This is a genomic window from Pseudomonas sp. (genome assembly GCF_032058845.1).
Classification (GTDB): domain Bacteria; phylum Pseudomonadota; class Gammaproteobacteria; order Pseudomonadales; family Pseudomonadaceae; genus Aquipseudomonas.
Map to the genome: position 1 here is coordinate 1 of NZ_DAMCCR010000080.1, position 19,995 is coordinate 19,995.

General features: G+C 65.5%; 14 protein-coding genes. 5 read left to right on the forward strand and 9 right to left on the reverse strand.

All coding sequences use genetic code 11. From position 1 onward, the window contains the following. Positions 1-158: 158 nt before the first annotated feature. From RT028_RS14980 to RT028_RS14995, 4 genes are all read right to left on the reverse strand, one after another. Entirely contained in the window at positions 159-1,370 is a 1,212-nt protein-coding gene (locus tag RT028_RS14980) for a nitrate/nitrite transporter (RefSeq protein ID WP_312935908.1), read from the reverse strand. 561 nt (positions 1,371-1,931) lie between these two features. Beyond that, positions 1,932-2,507, reverse strand: a complete 576-nt coding sequence (locus tag RT028_RS14985; protein WP_312935909.1) for an ANTAR domain-containing protein — start codon at positions 2,505-2,507, stop codon at positions 1,932-1,934. Positions 2,508-2,519: 12 nt separating this feature from the next. Then, positions 2,520-3,725 carry a CmpA/NrtA family ABC transporter substrate-binding protein gene (locus RT028_RS14990; protein WP_409567268.1) on the reverse strand — a complete coding sequence of 402 codons (1,206 nt, stop codon included), beginning with the start codon at positions 3,723-3,725 and terminating at the stop codon, positions 2,520-2,522. A 180-nt stretch (positions 3,726-3,905) separates the two neighbouring features. Continuing rightward, positions 3,906-8,237, reverse strand: a complete 4,332-nt coding sequence (locus RT028_RS14995) for a bifunctional nitrate reductase/sulfite reductase flavoprotein subunit alpha (protein ID WP_312935910.1) — start codon at positions 8,235-8,237, stop codon at positions 3,906-3,908. A 572-nt stretch (positions 8,238-8,809) separates the two neighbouring features. Here RT028_RS14995 and nirB point away from each other — a divergent pair. Both nirB and nirD read left to right on the forward strand, forming a co-directional pair. Further along, positions 8,810-11,362, forward strand: coding sequence for a nitrite reductase large subunit NirB (nirB, locus tag RT028_RS15000; protein WP_312935911.1), 2,553 nt, complete (start codon positions 8,810-8,812; stop codon positions 11,360-11,362). Next, the gene (gene nirD / locus RT028_RS15005; RefSeq protein WP_312935912.1) at positions 11,362-11,733 is read left to right on the forward strand and encodes a nitrite reductase small subunit NirD; all 372 of its coding nucleotides are present in this window, start codon (positions 11,362-11,364) and stop codon (positions 11,731-11,733) included. The genes nirB and nirD overlap by 1 nt, the downstream gene beginning before the upstream one ends. A 34-nt stretch (positions 11,734-11,767) precedes the next feature. Here the strand turns inward: nirD and RT028_RS15010 are convergent, their stop codons facing one another. Both RT028_RS15010 and RT028_RS15015 read right to left on the reverse strand, forming a co-directional pair. Further along, a complete protein-coding gene (locus tag RT028_RS15010) occupies positions 11,768-12,244 on the reverse strand; it encodes an RcnB family protein (protein WP_312935913.1) in 477 nt (158 codons plus the stop codon). A gap of 175 nt (positions 12,245-12,419) precedes the next feature. Then, positions 12,420-12,689 carry a hypothetical protein gene (locus tag RT028_RS15015; protein ID WP_312935914.1) on the reverse strand — a complete coding sequence of 90 codons (270 nt, stop codon included), beginning with the start codon at positions 12,687-12,689 and terminating at the stop codon, positions 12,420-12,422. Positions 12,690-13,176: 487 nt separating this feature from the next. Here RT028_RS15015 and yiaY point away from each other — a divergent pair, with 487 nt between their 5' ends. Continuing rightward, positions 13,177-14,325, forward strand: a complete 1,149-nt coding sequence (gene yiaY / locus RT028_RS15020; protein WP_312935915.1) for an L-threonine dehydrogenase — start codon at positions 13,177-13,179, stop codon at positions 14,323-14,325. 312 nt (positions 14,326-14,637) lie between these two features. On the opposite strand, the gene RT028_RS15025 is transcribed toward yiaY, so the two are convergent. After that, entirely contained in the window at positions 14,638-15,408 is a 771-nt protein-coding gene (locus tag RT028_RS15025) for an SDR family oxidoreductase (protein ID WP_312935916.1), read from the reverse strand. 117 nt (positions 15,409-15,525) lie between these two features. On the opposite strand from RT028_RS15025, the gene RT028_RS15030 reads away from it, so the two are divergent. Together RT028_RS15030 and RT028_RS15035 are read left to right on the forward strand one after the other, a co-directional pair. Then, positions 15,526-15,951, forward strand: coding sequence for a helix-turn-helix domain-containing protein (locus tag RT028_RS15030; protein ID WP_312935917.1), 426 nt, complete (start codon positions 15,526-15,528; stop codon positions 15,949-15,951). Positions 15,952-16,017: 66 nt separating this feature from the next. After that, the gene (locus RT028_RS15035) at positions 16,018-17,460 is read left to right on the forward strand and encodes a PucR family transcriptional regulator (RefSeq protein ID WP_312935918.1); all 1,443 of its coding nucleotides are present in this window, start codon (positions 16,018-16,020) and stop codon (positions 17,458-17,460) included. Between the two features lie 334 nt (positions 17,461-17,794). On the opposite strand, the gene RT028_RS15040 is transcribed toward RT028_RS15035, so the two are convergent. Then, complete coding sequence (locus tag RT028_RS15040) at positions 17,795-19,306, reverse strand: CoA-acylating methylmalonate-semialdehyde dehydrogenase (RefSeq protein ID WP_312935919.1); 1,512 nt, start codon at positions 19,304-19,306, stop codon at positions 17,795-17,797. A gap of 205 nt (positions 19,307-19,511) precedes the next feature. Further along, entirely contained in the window at positions 19,512-19,862 is a 351-nt protein-coding gene (locus tag RT028_RS15045; RefSeq protein WP_312935920.1) for a cupin domain-containing protein, read from the reverse strand. Positions 19,863-19,995 lie beyond the last annotated feature (133 nt).

A 19,995-nucleotide genomic window follows, 5' to 3' on the forward strand; every position in this document is an offset into this window, starting at 1 on the left:
GCGCATTGGCTGACGCCGTCGGCCAGCGCGAACAGGTAGCCCTTGCTGGCGGCCAGCGATGACGCCGGGCTGACCATCCGCGTGGCGTCCTGGTTCTCGGCACGGGGGCCGCTGGCACTGGATTGGGCGTAGCTCAGGCGCAAGGGCATGGCAGGGCCTCAGACCCGAGCGGCGGTGAAGGCGGCCGAACCCCAGGTGGTTCTCCAGCGGCGCTTGACGCTGTGCAGGCCGAACCACGCGACCACGCCGAGGCTGGCGAACAGCCACAGGCCCAGTTGATAGTCACCGGTCTGCTGCTTGATAGCGCCCAGGCCTGCCGCCAGGAGGAAGCCGCCGATGCCGCCGGCCATGCCGATCAGGCCGGTCATCACGCCGATTTCCTTGTTGAAGCGCTGCGGCACCAGTTGGAACACCGCGCCGTTGCCTGCACCCAGACCGAGCATGGCGCTGACGAACAGGGCCAGGGCGGCCACTGAACTGGACAGGTTCATGCCCACCGCGGCGATGCACACAGCCGCCACGGCGTACATGCCGAGCAGGGTGCGAATCCCGCCGAAGCGGTCGGCCAGGGCGCCGCCCAGGGGCCGCATCAGGCTGCCGCCGAACACGCAGGCGGCGGTGTAATAGCCGGCGGTCACCGGGCTCAGGCCGTACTGGTCGTGGAAGTAGCCGGGCAGGGCACTGGCCAGGCCGATGAAGCCGCCGAAGGTGACGCTGTAGAACAGCATGAACCACCAGCTGTCGCGGTCTGTCAGGGCCTTGAGGTAGTCGGCGGTAGATTTCGGCTTGCTGCGCTGCGGGGCGTTTTTCGCCATCAGGCTGAAGGCGATGAGGGTCAGGATCAGCGGGATCAGCGCCAGGCCGAAGACGTTGGTCCAGCCGAAGGCAGCGGCCAGCACCGGGGCGGCAAGGGCGGCGAGTACCGTGCCGGAGTTCCCGGCCCCGGCGATGCCCATGGCCTTGCCCTGATGCTCGGCGGGGTACCACTGCGAGGCCAGCGGCAAGGCCACGGCGAACGAGGCGCCGGCCATGCCCAGGCAGACGCCGAGCAGCAGGGCCTGTTCGTAGCTGTGGATGCCCAGTTGCCAGGCGGCCAGCAGCGAGACGATGACGATCACCTGGCCGATGATGCCGGCGGTTTTCGGTGAGAGCTGGTCAGCCAGCATGCCCATGATGAAGCGCAGGATTGCCCCGGCCAGGATCGGCGTGGCAACCATGAAGCCGCGTTGCTGGGTGGTCAGCTCCAGGTCGGTGGCGATCTGCACGGCCATCGGGCCGAGCAGGTACCAGACCATGAAGCTCAAGTCGAAATACAGGAACGCGGCAAACAATGTGGGGGTGTGCCCGGCTTTCCAGAAACTGTTGTTCATTCCAGCACCTCATCTGCAAAAGGAGTCAACCAAGGTCATGTGCTTGCAGGTGGGCGAGCCCTCACGGCTGCTCCACCGCCCCGTTTCGCGAGGCCAGAAATGCAAAAGACGTCGCAATCCCGATCCGCTTGCGCGAAGGGAGGTGCGACGTCTTTGTCGGGGTGGGCAGCCGCCGTTGGCTACCTGGGGTGAGGTGAAAGCAGGTTGTGTGCCAAGGGCGGGTGAGGGGTGTAGGGCTTGGGTTTTTCACGGGTGCGGTGGTGCGCGTGATGAAGGCGGGTTGGCGGTTGTGCCCTGATTTGAGCAGCGGCTGCTGCATTGCGGTGCGCAGCAGATGTGACGGCGGGGGCCTGATTCGACTGGCTCACTGCGGCGCCTGGATTGGGCCGGCGTTGCCGGCCATCGCGACTCAAGTCGCTCCCACAGGACCTGGAGCGAGCTTGCTCGCGAAAAACCCCCAAGCACCGCGCTGTGTCAGGGGTTCGCGTTATCGTTGGCGGCCATCGCGAGCAAGCTCGCTCAGGGGGTTAGACTGCCGTGCACAAGGGGCAGCTGGGTGAATCAGCCCAACAGCTCATTCATGGCAATGATCTGCTCCGCCACCTGGATCAGTTTCTGCTGCCGGCTCATGGCCTGGCGGCGCATGAGGGTGTAGGCCTCTTCCTCGCTGCAATTTTTCATCTTCATCAGCATGCCCTTGGCCAGCTCCACACGCTTGCGTTCGGCCAGTTGCTGGTCGCGGGCTTGCAACTGCGAGCGCAGCACCTGATCGCTTTCGAAGCGCGCCATGGCCACGTCCATGATCGGCTGCAGGCGCTGGGCATGGATGCCCTCGACGATGTACGCACTGACGCCGGACCGGATCGCCTGGCGCATCACGCTCGGGTCGTGCTCGTCGGTGAACATGACGATGGGTCGCGGCTGGTCGCGGGTCATCATCACCACCTGTTCCATCACGTCGCGGCTGGGGGACTCGGTGTCGATCAGCACCACGTCCGGGCGCACGGCCTCGACCCGCGCCGGCAGGTCGATGGTCAGGCCGGACTCGTCGATCACTTCGAAACCGGCCTCGCTCAGTGCGGTGCGCAGGCGACCGACCTTTCGCGTGGTGTCGTTGATCAGCAGGATACGCAGCATGCGAGCCTCCGCTTACTGGTCATGGCGGGCATGCAGGGCGAAGCTGCGCGCATACCCGGCCGGGTCAGTGCCGTCCCAGACGCTGCCGTCGAGCAGCTGCGAGCGCCGCATTGGGCTGCTGGGCAGGGGGATTTCCAGGCTGCCCGCCGCCCGGCAATACAGGTCGAGCTGCTGCACCTGGCGGGCCACGGCCAGATAGTCCGGGTCCTCGCGCAGCAGGCCCCAGCGACGGAACTGGGTCATGAACCACATGCCGTCGGACAGGTACGGAGCGTTCGCCGTCCCTGCGTTGTGGAAGCTCAGCGGGTGAGCGTCCTGCCACTGCTGGCCGAGGCCGTCGTGGTAGTGGCCCATGAAACGCGGCTCGATGTGGGCCAGCGGCACGTCGAGGTAGTCGCGGCTGCTCATCAGCTGCGCCGTGCTGCGGCGATTTTCCAGGCTGGTTTCGATGAAGCGGCTCGCCTCCAGCACGGCCATCACCAGCGCGCGAGCGGCGTTGGGGTACTGCTCGACGAAGGCCTGCGTGCAGGCCAGGACCTTCTCCGGATGATCGGGCCAGATCGACTGGCTGGTGGCGACCGTGAAGCCCTGGCCGAGGTCGGCTGCCTGGGCCGACCACGGCTCGCCCACGCAGAAGCCGTCGATGCGCCCGGCCTGCACATGCGCAAGCATCTGTGGCGGCGGCACCACCACGCTGTGGACGTCGTGCAATGGGTGAATGCCCTGGCTGGCGAGCCAGTAGTAGAGCCACATCGCGTGGCTGCCGGTGGGGAAGGTGTGGGCGAAGGTGAGCGTCGTGCCCGGCTGATCGGCGTGCTGCTTCAGGGCAGCGGGGGAGGTGACACCATCGGCTTTGAGCGATGGCGACAGGTTGATGCTCTGGCCGTTCTGGTTCAGCCCCATCAGCACTGCCATGTTGCTGGCCGGCGCACCGCTGATGCCCAGTCCAATGGCGTAGACCATGCCGTACAAGGCATGCGCCGCGTCCAGCTCGCCGCTCAGCAGCTTGTCGTTGATGCCTGCCCAGGAGGCTTGCCGGTGCAGGTTGAGGGTCAGCCCGTAGGGTTGAGCAAAGCCCTGCGTGGCCGCGACCACCACCGAGGCGGCGTCGCTCAACGGCATGAAGCCGATGTTCAGCGCGTTCTTTTCCGGGGCGTCGCTGCCGGCCACCCAGGCCAGTGCATGCAGTGCGGTGAAGTCAGTGCGGTTATCGCTCACGCGGCCATTCCTGAATCGTGGTGCATGGAAGCGCGCGCGGGGCGCGTGCTTGTATTCTATGGGCGTCCCGCAGGTCGCTGCCTGTCACCCCGGCTCGGGCGTGCGGTGCTGCAGGTTGTTTGCGGTCATCGCTCACGCTGTGATTCCTGAATCGTGGTGCATGGAGGCGCGCCCTTGTGGTCAGTAGACGTCTCGCAGATAGCGCCGCGCCTTGCTCAACTCGCTCACGTACAGCGTCGCCGCCGCGCTGCTCATCTTGCCGTGCCGCTGCACGATGGCCTTGAGCGCGGCATCGACGTCCTTGGCCATGCGGGCGGCATCGCCACACACGCAGACATGCGCGCCCTGTTCCAGCCACGCCCAGACCTCGGCGCCGGCTTCGAGCATGCGCTGCTGCACGTAGATCTTCTCGTCCTGGTCGCGGGAGAACGCCGTGTCCAGCCGCTGCAACACGCCATTGCGCTGCCAGTCGCGCAGCTCCTGGCGGTAGTAGAAGTCGGTGCGCGCCCGTTGCTCGCCAAAGAACAGCCAGTTGCGGCCAGCGCCCTGCGCCTGCCGTTCCTGCAGGAACCCACGAAACGGTGCAATACCGGTGCCAGGCCCGATCATGATCAGCGGGGTGTCGGGATTTCGTGGCGGGCGGAAGTGTGCGGAGGGTTGCAGGAAGATCCGCACGCCGTGTTCGCCGGCCATGTCCGCCAGGAACGTGGAGCACACCCCGCCACGTGCGACACCCTGGTGCGTGTAGCGCACCGTGGCCACGGTCAGGTGCACTTCGTTGGGCGTAAGTGCCGGGCTCGAACTGATCGAGTAGAGCCGCGGTTGCAGCGGTTTGAGCAGTTGCAGCCACTCCTGCGCGCTCAGCACAACGGGAAACTCGCGCAGCAGCGCGGGCAGTTGCCGGCCCCAGAGCCAGGTCTGCAACGCGGCGTGCTGGTCTTCTTCAAGCAGATTGCGCAGTGTCGCGCTGCCGTTGAGCTCGGCGACGCGGCGCAACAGGTTCGGGTTGATGCGGGCGATTTCCAGGTGCTCGGTCAGGGCGCGGCGCAAAGGCATGGGCGGCTGCTTGTCCAGGGCGATCTGAATGTCACCGTCAAGGCCCATCGCCGCCAGCACGTCGTCCACCAGCCCAGGCGCATTGATCGGCCAGACGCCAAGCGCGTCGCCGGCGTGGTAGGGAAAGTGATGGCCGTTGAGATCGAAGGCCAGGTGACGGGTTTCCTTTTCGGCCCCCTCGGCGTTGAGCAGACGATTGCTCAGCAGCGTGGTGCGCAGCGGCTGGGCGCGGGTGTATGGGTTGCGCTCGGGGCTGGCGGATGAGGTGGACAACGGCTCGCCGGGCGAGACTGCTACGAGGGTGTCGGTGGGGTCACTGGCGGTGTTGGCACCGCTGATACCACTGGCGTTACCGACGCCGTTGGCAGTGCTGGCATTGCGGGTGCCACAGGCAGTACCGGCACCGTTGGGAGTGCTGGCACTGCTGCCGCCACCCGCATTACCGGCACTACTGGCACCATCGGCACCACTGCCGCTACCGCCATCGCTAGCCAGCTTCGCGCACAGCTCGACCAGCCATTGTTCGGCAGGGCCTTCATAGTCCGGCTCGCAGTCCAGGCGCGGCTGAAGGCGCTCGGCCCCGAGGGCCGCCAGACGCTCGTCGAGCCTGCGCCCGAAGCCGCAGAATTGCTGGTAGCTGGAATCCCCCAGGGCCAGTACGCCGAAGCGGCTGTCGGTCAGGGTCTGCGGTCCTGCCTGCAACAGCGTCTGCCAGAAATCGACGGCGTTGTCCGGCGGGTCGCCGTCGCCAAAGGTACTCGTCACCAGCAGCACCCCCGCAGCGCTGCGCAATTGCTGTAGCTCGACAGTGTCCATGGCCTGCACCCGCGTGCGCTGACCGGCGCTGCTCAGTCGCTGTGCGCACAGGCCCGCCAGCGTCTCCCCGTTACCCGTCTGCGAACCCCAGAGCACCAGCCACTCGGCACCTGGCACCAGAACGGGGCCAGCGCTGGCCGGGAGCAACTCGCCTGTGCGGGAGAACACCCCCGCCAACACACCGTTGAGCAACAGACGTCGCTGCGCATCGAACGGCGCCTGCTCAGGCAGCGTCGGCACACCCGTTTGCGGGCCTTGCGCGTTGCGCAGGCCCAACAGAAAACCCTGCAGGTACAGCTGCTCGTCAGCGCTCGACACAAGCGGGACGGCATCGTCCAGGTTCAGCAGCCGTGCCACGCTGTCGATCTGTGCCGGCGCGAAAGCCCGGGCGGCGTTCTCGCAGGATGCCTCGGTCTGGCCGGCGAGTGAGGCGACTGCCTGCAGAACGCCTGATCCCACCCCCCGCTCAGCAGAGCCTGCCGCCACCTGCTCGGTACCGGGCACTGCCTGCAACGCCACCGCGCTGTATTTGAAGGCCGGCTGCAGCGAGGTCGGGTCAACGGCATCACTGGTCACGGCATTCACGGCCAGCCCGTCACCGAACACATCGTTCCAGTGAAACGGCGCAAAGCAGTCACCGGGGCGCACGCGGTCACTGATCAGCGCCGGCAGCACTGCCATGCCCCGGCGCGAACGGATCTGCACCGGCTGGCGTGGCTTGAGGCCCAGGCGCTCGGCATCCTCCGGATGAACTTCGATGAAGGGACCGGGATTGAGCTTGTTAAGCGTCGGCACCTTGCCGGTCTTGGTCAGGGTGTGCCACTGGTGCTGCACGCGGCCAGTGTTGAGCACCAGCGGGAAGTGCTCGTCGGGCAATTCGGCAGGCGGCAGGTGAGGGCGGGCGAAGAACTGCGCCTTGCCGCTGGCGGTCGGGAAGGTGAGCGCCGCGTGTTCGTCGAGGCCGGCGGACGAGCCGTAGCGAATCGGGTTGCGCACAGGCCCGTCCGCGGTTGCGCAGGGCCATTGCAGCGGCTGATGCCGAAGGCGTTCATGGCTGGCGCCGCGCAGGTCATAGCCGGTCTTGGGGTTGGCCGCGCGCTTGATTTCTTCGAACACCTCGGCCGCGCTGGTGTAGCTGAACGCCTCGGCATAGCCCATGGCGCAGGCGACCCGGGCGATGATCTGCCAGTCCGGCAGCGCATCGCCGGGCGGCAGCACCGCTTGCTGGGTGAGGGTCAGGTTGCGTTCGGAATTGATCATCACGCCCTCGGCTTCGGCCCATAGCGCACCGGGCAGCAGGATGTCGGCGTAGCGGTTGGTCTCGGTGTCGAGAAAGGCGTCCTGGGCGATCACCAGCTCGGCCGCGCGCAGTCCGTCGATGACCTGCTGGCGATTGGGCACGCTGGCCACCGGGTTGGTGCAGATGATCCAGCAGGCCTTGATGCTGCCGGCCGCCATGGCCTGGAACAGCTCGACGGTGCCCTGGCCGCCGTCGCTGCGCAGGCTGTGCGCTGGCATGCCCCACAGCGCTTCGATGAACGCGCGGTCTTCGGCGACCAGGGCCGAGCGCTGGCCCGGCAGTCCAGGGCCCATGTAGCCCATTTCCCGCCCGCCCATGGCGTTGGGCTGGCCGGTCAGGGAAAACGGCCCGCTGCCGGTGCGGCAAATGGCGCCGGTGGCCAGGTGCAGGTTGCACAGCGCGTTGGTGTGCCAGGTGCCGTGAACGCTCTGGTTCAGGCCCATGGTCCAGCAGCTCATCCAGTTCGCCGCCTCGCCGATCCACCGCGCGCACTGGCGAATGTCGGCCTCCGCCAGGCCGGTGACCTGAGCCACGTACGCAGGTGTATAGCGCTGTAGAAAATCCTCCATCACCTCCCAGCCTTCGGTGAAATCAGCGATGAAGGCCGGGTCGGTGTGGCCGTTCTGCACCAGCAGGTGCAGCAGGCCGTTGAGCAGGGCCAGGTCCGTGCCAGGCGCGATCTGCAGGTACAGGTCGGCTTTGTCCGCGGTGCCGGTGCGCCGCGGATCGACGACGATCAGCCTGGCGCCGGCCTTGACCCGGTCGAGCAAGCGCAGGAACAGGATCGGGTGACAGTCGGCCATGTTCGCGCCGATCACCAGAAACACATCGCTGTGCTCGAAATCGTCGTAGGCCCCGGGCGGCCCATCGGCGCCGAGGGACAGCTTGTACCCGCTGCCGGCGCTGGCCATGCACAACCGCGAGTTGGATTCGATATGGCGGCTACGAATGAAGCCTTTGGTCAGCTTGTTGGCCAGGTACTGCGCCTCCAGCGACATCTGCCCGCTGACGTACAGGGCGAAGGCATCGGCGCCATGCTCGTCGATGATCCCGCGCAGGCGCCGGGCCGTGGCCTGGATGGCAGGCTCGATGCCCATCCGCACCGGGTCGTGGCTGCGCGCCTCGCGCACGAAGGCATGGGTCATCCGCCCACTGTCGACCACCGGCAGGGCGCAGGTACTGCCCTTGGTGCACAGCCGCCCGGCATTGCTGGGGTGCTGTTTGTCGCCCGACACCTTGACGATCAGGTTGTCTTCCACCTGCATGACGATGCCGCAGCCCACCCCGCAATAGGGGCACACACTGCGTACGGTCTTGCTGAGCTCAAGGGGTTTCGCCATAGCCGCGCTCTCTTGCAGAAACGGCAAAGGCGCCATGCGGCTCGACCGTCTTTCAACGGAAGCTGCACGGCGCCTTTGTCGTGAGGTGTTGCCTGAATGGACAGCCGTCGTCGTTGACGGCGTTCGTTCAGGTGTAGCAATGGCTGGGCCAACTGCGGCAAGCGCCAGGGCGGAGCTGTTCTGCGGGCTCGAAGGCGCGCGGGGGCGATCACGGGCGCGGGGCAGCAGCGCCTCGAGGTGGGGCAACCCGGCATGTCATGCACTGTTTTGGTACTGCCCAGGCCTGTCGTGCCATGGCGACGAAGCGCACGCGAAGACCCGCCGTGCGCCTTGCAGACCCTTTCGCGGCGTTATGGCACAACCGCTGCATAGGCTTGAACAAGCCGCTGCACCGTGCCAGCGGACGACCTCGACGATCAAAGGCGATCGTGTGGCCTCTGCAGGCCCAGGTCACAACGACTGCGTCAGGCCCACGGGCCGGCAGCATGAACAGGCAATGGCGCCTGGAACCTCTGGTTCCAGGCGTTTTTTTTTGCTTTGAAACAACCGGATCGGCTTCGAGAGGTGTCTTGATGAACAGCGACTTGGCGAGTGACCTGCAAAACCTGGTGATCATCGGCAACGGCATGGTTGGCCATCACTGCGTCGAACAGTTGATAGACCGCGGGGCCCTGAGCCGTTACCAGATTCACGTCTTCAGCGAAGAACCCCTGCGCGCCTATGACCGCGTGCACTTGTCCGAGTACTTCGGCGGACGCGACGCCGAGTCCCTGGCGCTCGGCGATGCGGCGCTGTATCAGCGGGCAGGCGTGACCTTGCACCTGGGCGTGCCCGTGCTGGAGATCGATCGCGCCCGCCAGGAAGTCATCACCGCCCATGGCTGCGTCGCCTACGCCCACCTGGTCATGGCCACCGGCTCCTACCCCTTCGTGCCACCCATCGAAGGCGCGGCCGGGGATTCGCGTCTGGTCTATCGCACGCTGGCGGACCTGGACACGATTCGCAGCGCCGCGGCCAACGCGCGCCGTGGTGTCGTGGTCGGTGGCGGCCTGCTCGGGCTCGAAGCGGCCAATGCCCTGCGCAGTCTGGGCCTGGAGGCGCATGTCGTGGAGTTCGCCCCACGCCTGATGCCAGTCCAGCTGGATGAGGAAGGCGGCGTGGCGCTCAAGGCGCGGATCGAAGCGCTGGGCGTGCAGGTGCACCTGGCCCGAGGTACCCAGTCGATCACACGGGGTGAGCATTATCGCTGGCGCATGAATTTCGCTGATGGCGAGTACCTGGAAACCGACCTGGTGGTGTTCTCGGCCGGCATCCGTCCACAGGATGCGCTGGCCAGGGCGTGCGGTCTCGACCTGGGCGCACGCGGCGGCATCGCCATCGACGGCACCTGCCGCAGCAGTGACCCGCACATCCATGCCATCGGCGAGTGCGCAGCGTGGAATGGCAGCGTGTTTGGCCTGGTCGCACCCGGTTATCAGATGGCCCGCAGCGTCGCGGCGCAGTTGTGCGGGATGGAAACGGAGCCGTTCGCAGGCGCCGACATGTCCACCAAGCTCAAGCTGCTGGGCGTCGACGTCGGCTCCATCGGCGATGCCCAGGGCGCCAGCGCCGGGGCGCGCAGCTACCGCTTCATCGACGAGGCCACCGCCAGCTACCGCCGCCTGGTGGTGTCTGCCGATGGCAAGCAGGCCATCGGCGCCGTGCTGGTAGGCGACAACCGCTATTACGACACGCTGCTGCAATACATTCAGAACGGCCTCAAGCTGCCGGCCGACCCGGCCTCGCTGATCCTGCCCCAGGGCGAAGCGGCACCGGCCCTGGGCGCGGATGCACTGCCCGCCACCGCCACGGTCTGCTCCTGTCACAACGTCACCAAGGGCGCGATCTGCTGCGCCATCGACGCAGGCTGCGGCGACCTCGCCGCGCTCAAGGGCCAGACCAAGGCCGCGACTGGCTGCGGCGGCTGCGCAGGGCTGCTCAAGCAGGTGTTCGAGCACGAGCTGACCGCCCGCGGCGTAACGGTCGATAACAGCCTGTGCGAGCATTTTGCGTTCACCCGCCAGGCGCTGTATTCGCTGGTACGCGTCGAAGGCATCGAGACCTTCGATGAACTGCTGGCCCGTCACGGCAAGGGCCACCTGGGCTGCGACATCTGCAAACCGGTGGTGGGCTCGATCCTCGCGTCATGCTGGAACCGGCCGATCATGGAGCCCTGGCTGGTGCCGTTGCAGGACACCAACGACACCTTCATGGCCAACATGCAGAAGAACGGCACCTATTCGGTGGTGCCGCGCATCCCTGCCGGGGAAATCACCCCGGACGGCCTGATCGCCATCGGCGCGGTGGCCAAGAAGTACGACCTGTACACCAAGATCACCGGCGGCCAGCGCATCGACCTGTTCGGCGCGCAGTTGCACGAGCTGCCCGACATCTGGGCCGAACTCATCGCGGCCGGCTTCGAAACCGGCCACGCCTACGGCAAGTCCACCCGCACCGTGAAAAGCTGCGTGGGCAGCACCTGGTGCCGCTATGGCGTGCAGGACAGCGTGCACATGGCCCTGCGCATCGAGCACCGTTACAAGGGCCTGCGCTCGCCGCACAAGCTCAAGTTCGCCGTATCCGGCTGCACCCGCGAATGCGCCGAAGCGCAGAGCAAGGACGTCGGCGTGATCGCCACCGAGAAGGGCTGGAACCTGTATGTCAGCGGCAACGGCGGCATGCGCCCGCGCCATGCCGAACTGTTCGCCACCGACCTCGATGACGACACCCTGATCCGCTACATCGACCGTTTCCTGATGCTGTACATCCGTACCGCCGACAAACTGCAGCGCACCTCGGTGTGGCGCGAAAGCCTCGAAGGCGGGCTGGACTACCTCAAGGCGGTGATCATCGACGACAGCCTGGGCCTGGCCGGCGAGCTCGAAGCGCAGATGCAACTGGTGGTCGAGCGCTACGAATGCGAATGGGCCAATGCCCTGGATGATCCGGAAAAGCTCAAGCGCTTCCGCACCTTCGTCAACGCCGCCGGGGCGGACCCGGACGTGCAGTTCGTCAAGGAGCGCGGCCAGCGGCGTCCGGCGCGCAGTGAGGAATCGAATCGGATCAGTGCAACGGAGGTGGTGTGATGAGCGGCTCGACTGCAATGAAGATTGAACCGATCGCGCAGTGGGAGAGGGTGTGCAGTCGCCAGGACCTGGTCGCCCATTCCGGGGTGGTGGCCATGCTCGACGGCGTGCAGATCGCGTTGTTCTACGTGCCCGGCGAGCAGGGCGATGACCGGGTCTACGCGCTCGACAACCTCGATCCGCGGTCAGGCGCCAATGTGATCGGCCGTGGGTTGATCGGCAGCCTGTCAGGCAGGCTGGTGGTCGCAGCGCCCTTGTACAAACAGCACTTCGGTCTGGAAGACGGGGTGTGCGTGGAGCACCCGGAGCAGCGCCTGCGCGTGTGGGCTGCGCGGCTGCGGGGCAACGACGTCGAAGTGAGCGCAGCGTGACCCGTCAAGGCCGCTGCGCTCGGGCCGGCTCGCCTCAGTAGCCGGTGAGGATGCTGGTGATCACACCCGTGGCAATGGCCACCAGCACGTAGTCGCCATTGACGCGCAACCAGCGATGCTCCGGCGGCGGTGCCGACAGCTGACGCGCGCGCCAGTCGGTCACCCAGTAGCGATCGTCACGGTACTGCGGCTCGACCACATGGCCACGTTGCCATTGCTGATGCGGCACCGGCATACCCGCCTGCGGGCGGAAGCCGGGGTCACGGTAGGCCGGCTGACCGCCGCCGTGGCGGTTGGCATTGCCCGGTTGCTGTGGACGCTGCTGGGGCGATTGACCGGGCGGCTGACCCGCTTGATGGCCTTGTGGTTGCGGTCGGCCCTGCTGACCCTGCGGCTGTCCGCCTTGCGGGCCGCCGTCACGGTTGTCCGGCCCGCCGCCGGGTTGTGCGAAGCCAGCCAGTGGCGTGCCGAGCATCAGCAAGGTGCACAGCACCGTCAGGTTTTTTTTCATGGAGGGTTTCTCTTCGTTGGAGTGGTCGACACCTGTCGGATACGCCGTTGCCGTGCGTGAACCGAACACGTGCTACTGGTCGTTAAGACCTTGGACTTTCACAAGAAAGCGAAACCGCGAGGTAAAGAACGGGTAAAGAGCGAACGCCTGCTGCGAGGAGCGGCTGACCTGTGGCTCAAGGACAGAACGGGCAGTACAGGTTATCGAGAAAGTCCTCGCTATCGATCGTGGCATCCAGCACCTGCACCACCACCGATCCGTGTGTCTTGCACGCCAGCACTTGCCCCGCACCCTCATGCATTGGCGGCTGATCGCTGAATTCATTGCTCCCGCACCAGGGACACTTCTGCAGCGGCGCATCGCTCTGCGCAAGGATGGCCAGGTTCCAGCCGCAGCCGGTGCAGTTCAGGCGATGCAAGGGTTGGGCAGGTGTACAGGTTGGCATGAGTCGGTTCCACAGGGGCTGTCAGAGCCCGGAGCAAGTCGAGGCGCTAAGTGCATGAACAGTGCTGACCAGCTCTATCGAGTCGATGATCAGCGGCTGTGCAAGCCTAACGCATTCCCCGCCACGGGCTGTCGCCATCTGGTTGTCGAAGCGATTGCTGCCTGCTGAACCCTCTTCCCCACGCTCGGCAAACTGCCAGGGTTTACCCCGCGCCACGAGCATCTCGTCCGCCTTGGGCGAGTGCTGGAAGCGCCCATCATTTCATCGATGGATAGGGCTGTCGCCCTCGTCCGTAATCGTTGCAGACCTGCACCCAGTACTAAAGAACCAGCCAATGCCCGCCAAAGGACCGTTTCGGCCTGGCGGCAGAGGTTTAGGCTCGGTTCGTGATCGCCCAGGATGACAAGCCGACGCGCCGCCGTCCTGCGAGATCGGTAGAAAACCTCACCTGACTTCCTGGTTTGCATAATAAAAAAGAGGATTTTTCATGAGCAGCACCTTCTTCATTCCCGCCGTGAACATGATGGGCATTGGCAGCCTCGACGAGGCGATGCTCGCCATCCGCAAGTACGGGTTCCGCAAGGCCCTGATCGTCACCGATGCGGGCCTGGCCAAGGCCGGCGTTGCTGCCAAGGTCGCCAACCTGCTGGCCCAGCAGGACATCGACTCCACCCTGTTCGACGGTGCCAAGCCGAACCCCACCGTGAGCAATGTCGAGAACGGCCTGGAACTGCTGGGCCGCAGCGGCTGCGATTTCATCATTTCCCTGGGCGGCGGTTCGCCCCATGACTGCGCCAAGGGCATCGCACTGTGTGCCGCCAACGGCGGGCACATCAGTGACTATGAAGGCGTGGACCAGTCGGCCAAGCCACAAATGCCTTTGATCGCGATCAACACCACCGCCGGCACGGCGAGTGAAATGACCCGGTTCTGCATCATCACCGACGAAGTGCGCCATGTGAAAATGGCCATCGTCGACCGCAACGTCACGCCGCTGCTGTCGGTCAACGACCCCTCGTTGATGGCCGCCATGCCCAAGGGCCTGACCGCCGCCACGGGCATGGACGCGCTGACCCACGCCGTCGAGGCCTACGTATCGACCGCGGCGACGCCGATCACCGACGCCTGTGCGATCAAGGCCATCGAACTGATTTCGGCCAACCTGCACAACGCCGTGACCCAGGGTGATGACATGACCGCCCGGGAAAACATGGCGTACGCGCAATTCCTGGCGGGCATGGCCTTCAACAACGCGTCGCTGGGTTATGTGCACGCCATGGCGCACCAGTTGGGTGGTTTCTACGACCTGCCGCACGGCGTATGCAATGCGATCCTGCTGCCCCACGTGTCGAGCTTCAACGCCAGTGTGTGCCCGGCCCGCTTCAAGGACATCGCCCGCGCCATGGGCGTCGATACGCAGCACCTGGATGCAGAAGCAGGCGCTGCTGCGGCTATCGCAGCGATTCGCAAACTGTCTGCGCAAGTGGGCATTCCGAGCGGCCTGGTCGAACTGAACGTGAAGGTTGACGACATTCCGACCTTGGCCGCCAATGCCATGAAAGATGCCTGCGGCTTCACCAATCCGCGCAGCGCCAATCAGGATGAGATCGCGCAGATTTTCCATACGGCGATGTAATTGATGTGACGTGAGGCTTGGAAAAACGCCCCGCCTTCGTTGGAAGTGTGGGGCGTTTTGTCAGGTTCGGTCTGGGAGGGCTTGATGCTTGGTCATGCTGCGTTGAAAACAGCCTCGCCTGACCTGCGCCTCACGGCTCTTCAGACCGAACCACAGGTATGGCAACGACTGCATACGCACTGTCCTAAGTGCTCAGATGGGTTGATGCGTCCATGTATGTGCTGTGCTTGAGGGTGCCGGATCAGCCTCGACACGCCGTCATCTCAAGCTGTACAAACCGCTCTTCATGAATCCGAAGACTGAATGCCAGCGCTAACCTTCCGACTCACGCGCCGCCGCCATCTGATCATTGAAGCGGGTAAAGAACCCCGCGTAATCCTCTCCACGCTCGGCAAACCTCAGCGGTTTCACGCGCTCCACAAGAATCTCGTCGGCCTCGGGCGCGTGCTGGAAAATCCCCATCACTTCGTCGATGAACTCGCGCAACGGCATGGCATGCGGGTCGTTCGCCTGGCGCTCGCCCATCAGTTCGGTCTGCACATAGGGCGGCGCAATTTCATGCACGCGGATGTTCGTGTCCTTCAACTGATAGCGCAGCGACTGGCTGTAGGAATGAATCGCCGCCTTGGTCGCGCTGTAGCTGGGCGTCAGCGCCAGCGGCAGAAAGGCCAAGCCTGATGACACGGTGATGATCGTCGCATTGGGCTGTTGCAGAAAGTGCGGCACCAGGAGGCTGTCGAGCCGCATCGGGCCCATCAGGTTGGTGGCGACGGTGTCTTCCAGCTCGGTGGCGCCGACCTTCAACGACTCACCGCGCATGATCCCGGCGGCATGCAGCACCCCATTCAAGGCGGGATGGTCGCGGAGCAGAGTTTGCGTGACGCGCTGGATATCCTGGGCATCGCTGACATCCAGCACCACGTACTTCAGCCCGGGAGTGTCCGCCACGCCCTGCTGCAACACAGCCTCACGCCGCCCGGCGATGATCACCTCGTTACCCAGTGCCAGGAAGGCCTTGGCCAGTTCAAGGCCGATGCCGCTGCCGCCGCCGGTGACCAGAAGGGTATTGCCTGTGGTGTGCATGATCGATCCTCGTCTTGATGAGTGAACACGTGCTACATGCAGTACCCTAGTTCGCTGGCGCGCGCTTCGGAAGTACGCGCCGAAAAGTGCCGTACTTACCGCGAGGAAACCATGGGCATGACTGACCCGACCCAACCTGCATCGCGTAGCCCCGCCTGGCCCCATGGCACTGACCAGGTCGATCCGGAGCTGGATCGGCTGGTGCGCGAAATCATCGGCCGCATCGCCGACAAGTGGACCATGCTGGTAATCGAAGCCTTGGCTGAACAGGGCTGCCTGCGCTTCACCCAACTGGCCGCGCAGGTGGGCAATGTCAGCCAGAAGATGCTGACCAAGACCGTGCGCCAGATGGAGGCCGACGGCTTGCTGCTGCGCACGGTCTACCCCGTGGTGCCGCCAAAAGTCGAGTACCGCCTCACCGAGATGGGCATGAGCCTGGGGGAGGCGTTTTGTGGCGTGTGGTTGTGGGCCGAACGGCATCGGCAGACCATCGAGGCGTCGCGGCGCGCCTATGAGGCGCGGGGCGCAGATCCCGCTGGCTAGAAGCCGCGCACGTGCCTGCTTGCAACGCGGCCATCCCTTCACACGCTACGGACCTGATGACCCACCATGCTCACCGTCCACGACCTGGTCTCCATCGAATTACTCCAGTTGCAGATCGCCGCTGGCGCAGGCGGCAGCCGGCGTGTCATCCACTGGGCGCACACCGTGGACCTGCCTGACCCATGGCGCTGGGTGTCGCCTGGCGATCTGGTGATGACCACCGGCGTGGGCTTGCCCGGTGAGGACGACGCCCAGGTGGCGTGGCTCCAGCAACTGGTGCAGAGCAATGCCAGCGCGCTGGTTATCGCGCCGCGGCCCGATGCGCCAGCGCCGTCGCAGGCGATGCTCGACGCCGCCGACCGGTTGCTGTTTCCCATCGTGCGTGCCAGCTTCGAGCTGGAGTTCGTCAAGCTGTCGCACCATGTGATCGAAAGTGTGCTGCAGGCCCAGCGTGAGCGCTTCAATGCCAGCGAGCGGCTGTTCCAGACCTACGCCCAGGCGCTGCGCCAGGCGCCAGATCTGAGCGGTCGGCTGCTGATCCTGGCCAACTCGCTGCAGATGGACCTGGCGTTGGAGGACGCCGTGAGTGGCGCGCTGATCGTCGGCACTGCGGGCGCTTCGCATGATCTACAGCAGCAGTGCGAACGCATTCCGGTGGCGGGTCGGGCGCGTACCAATCTGCTGGTGAGCCGTCACACGCGCCGCAGTGGTGATGACGCGATCCTGGTGCGCTCCTTGATCGGTCTGCTGGCCGTGGAGATCGAGCGGCTGATGATCAATCGCGATCAGCAGCGCGAGGAGGGCGCCGCCCTGTTGCACACGCTGCTCGACACCGCCGAGCTGCGGCTGGCGTTGCCGCTGCTCGAGCGTCGAGGCCTGAACGGCACGTTGGTCAGCCTGGCGGTGCGTACCGATGATCAGGGGCCGTGGCAGGCGAACGAGCTGCACCATGCCCCTGACTTCCACCGCGCCTGCCCGCTGATGGCGGTCGAGCAGGGCCTGTTGATCATGATCTGCCGCGATGATCCGCAGGTGCTTGACGCCATCGCGCGAAACCTGGGCAGCGCAACGGTCCTGGGCATCAGTGCACCCATCGCGGCGGCCACCGGGGTGCGGGAGAGTGTCAGGCAGGCGCGGATGGCGTTGAGCCAGGCCGAGGAACTGGCCAGGCCTCACCTGCGCTATGGCGAGGCGGAACTGGGCCTGATCATGGCGCCCAAGTCACTGGCCGAAGCGCGGGCGCTGGTGGGCCGCTACCTGGGCCCGCTGATCGATCACGACCGCCAGCAAGGCGCTGCGTTGCTGGCCACGCTCATGGCGTTTCTGCACAACGATGGCAACTGGAAAGTCACCGCCTTCGACCTGGGCATTCATCGCCAGACGCTGGTCTATCGGCTCAAGCTGGTGGAACAGCTGACCGGCATCAAGCCCACCACGACCCACGGCATCGCGCGATTCTGGATCGCCCTGGAAGCGGGCCGCAACAACGACCTCCTGGCCCAGCCCTGACCTAACGCAAAACCCCGCTGCGTGGGTGTAATGCTGTTCATTCAAGCGACTGGGGCCGCCTTGCGGCCCATCGCGGCTGAAGCCGCTCCCACAGGGGGGGCATATATCCTTGGGAGCACTCATCGCGGCTGAAGCCGCTCCCACAGGGGGGGGCATATATCCTTGGGAGCACTCATCGCGGCTAAAGCCGCTCCCACAGGGGGGACATATATCCTGTGGGAGCGGCTTTAGCCGCGATGGGGCTGCAGAGCGGCCCCCAAGTGATATCGATTCAGCTTGAATGAACAGCATTACGCTGCGTGGGCGGGGTCTCGTTCAACGGGGTCGAGCCGCCTCAGTGGCTGGTCGGCATGGCGAACTCCGCACCTTTGGCCGTGCCCTGCGGCCAGCGCTGCATGATGCTCTTCTGCTTGGTGTAGAAGCGCACGCCTTCTTCGCCGTAGGCATGCATGTCGCCGAACAGGCTCTTCTTCCAACCGCCGAAGCCGTGCCAGGCCATCGGCACCGGGATCGGCACGTTGATGCCGACCATGCCCACCTGGATACGCCGGCCGAATTCACGGGCGATGTGGCCGTCGCGGGTGTACAGGCTCACACCGTTGCCGAATTGGTGAGCATTGATCAGGTCCACGGCTTCACCGAAATCCTTGACCCGCAGGCAGGCCAGTACCGGGCCGAAGATCTCTTCCTTGTAGATTCGCATGTCAGGGGTGACGTTGTCGAACAGCGTGCCGCCGAGCCAGAACCCGTCGCCACAGCCATCGCCCGCGGTCTGACCGTTGAAGCCGCGGCCATCGACCACCAGCGTGGCGCCTTCTTCGACGCCCAGATCGATGTAGCCGGTAATGCGCTCCTGTGCGGCCCGGGTCACGATCGGGCCCATCTCGGCTTGCAGGTTGGTGCCGTTGAGCACTTTCAGTTCGCGGGTGCGCTGGATCAGCGTGGGCATGACCTTGTCGGCCGTCTCATCGCCCACGAACACCGCGACGCTGATCGCCATGCAGCGCTCGCCAGCCGAGCCGTAGGCGGCGCCGATCAGCGCGTCGACCACCTGCTCGATGTCGGCGTCGGGCATCACCACCAGGTGGTTCTTGGCGCCACCCAGGGCTTGCACGCGTTTTCCGTGGCGGGCGCCGGTCTCGTAGATGTGGTTGGCGATGGGCGTGGAGCCGACGAAGGAAATGGCCTGCACGTCGGGGTGCTCGATCAGTGCGTTGACCGCGTCCTTGTCACCCTGCACGACGTTGAACACGCCGTCCGGCAGGCCCGCCTGCTTGAGCAGGTCGGCGATGAACAGGCTGGGGCTCGGGTCCAGCGGGCTCGGTTTGAGCACGAAGGTGTTGCCGGTCGCGAGGGCCACCGGGAACATCCACATCGGCACCATCACCGGGAAGTTGAACGGGGTGATACCCGTCACCACGCCCAGCGGCTGGCGCAGGGTCCAGTTGTCGATGTTGGTGCTCACCTGGTCGGTGAAATCGGTTTTCAGCAGTTGCGGCGCGCCGCAGGCGAATTCGACGATTTCGATGCCGCGCATCACTTCGCCCTGGGCGTCGGTGAAGACCTTGCCGTGCTCGGCGGTGATCAGCCGGGCGAGGTCGTCGCGGTGTTCGTTGAGCAGCGCCAGGAACTTGTTCAATACCCGCGAGCGACGCAGCGGCGAGAGGTTGCTCCAGGCCGGGAAGGCGGCCTTGGCCGAGGCGACGGCGGCGTCGACGTCCGCGTGTGCAGACAGCTGCACCTGGCCGGTCACAACGCCAGTAGCGGGGTTGTAGACCGGCAGTTGCTGGCCGCTGGTGGTGTCGGCCAGAGCGCCGGAGATCCAGTTGGTGATGCGTTGAGTCATGGTGTCGTTCTCGTATTCGCTGAATGAAATGCAGGGGTGGGCGCTGCGCAGCGTCTGTTCGATCGGTCGGACCCTGTGGCCGCCATTGGGGCGGCCAGCCGGTCGGTCGAGGCTCAGCGGAGCGCCGGGACGACTGTTCCTGCCTGGATCGCCTGGGCTTCGCAACACAGGCGATCGACGCGGGATCGGTCGCGCGTAGGGGGAGTCAGTAGATGGCGTACACCTTGCGCACGGTTTCCAGCACGTCCCAGCGGCCGCTCCAGCCCGGCGGCAGGATGATCAGGTCGCCGCCGTGCACTTCCACCACCTCCTGGGTCTGGTCGTCGGTGAGCAGGGCCTTGCCGGAGATGATGTAGGTGAACTCGGTATCGGGACGGTTGACCACCGGCCAGCCGCCTGGCTGGCACTCCCACACACCGAGGCTGCCGACCGCCTCGGGCGCGAGTGTCTGCACCGCGATCTGCGGGTCGCCCTGGTCGGCGCCCGCGCGCTGGCCGGCCGCAGTGAGGGGCAGGGCCTTGATGTCAGCGTGTTTGATGATGGTGAACGAAGGCATTGGGGTTCTCCTGGTCAATGGGCACCGGTGAGCTTTTCCAGCAGCATTGCGGTGCGTGAAGGTTGATGGGTCAGGCGTTCTTCGAGATCGCTCAGGGACGCCGCGGCCAGGCCGCCGTTGACGCCGAACCAGC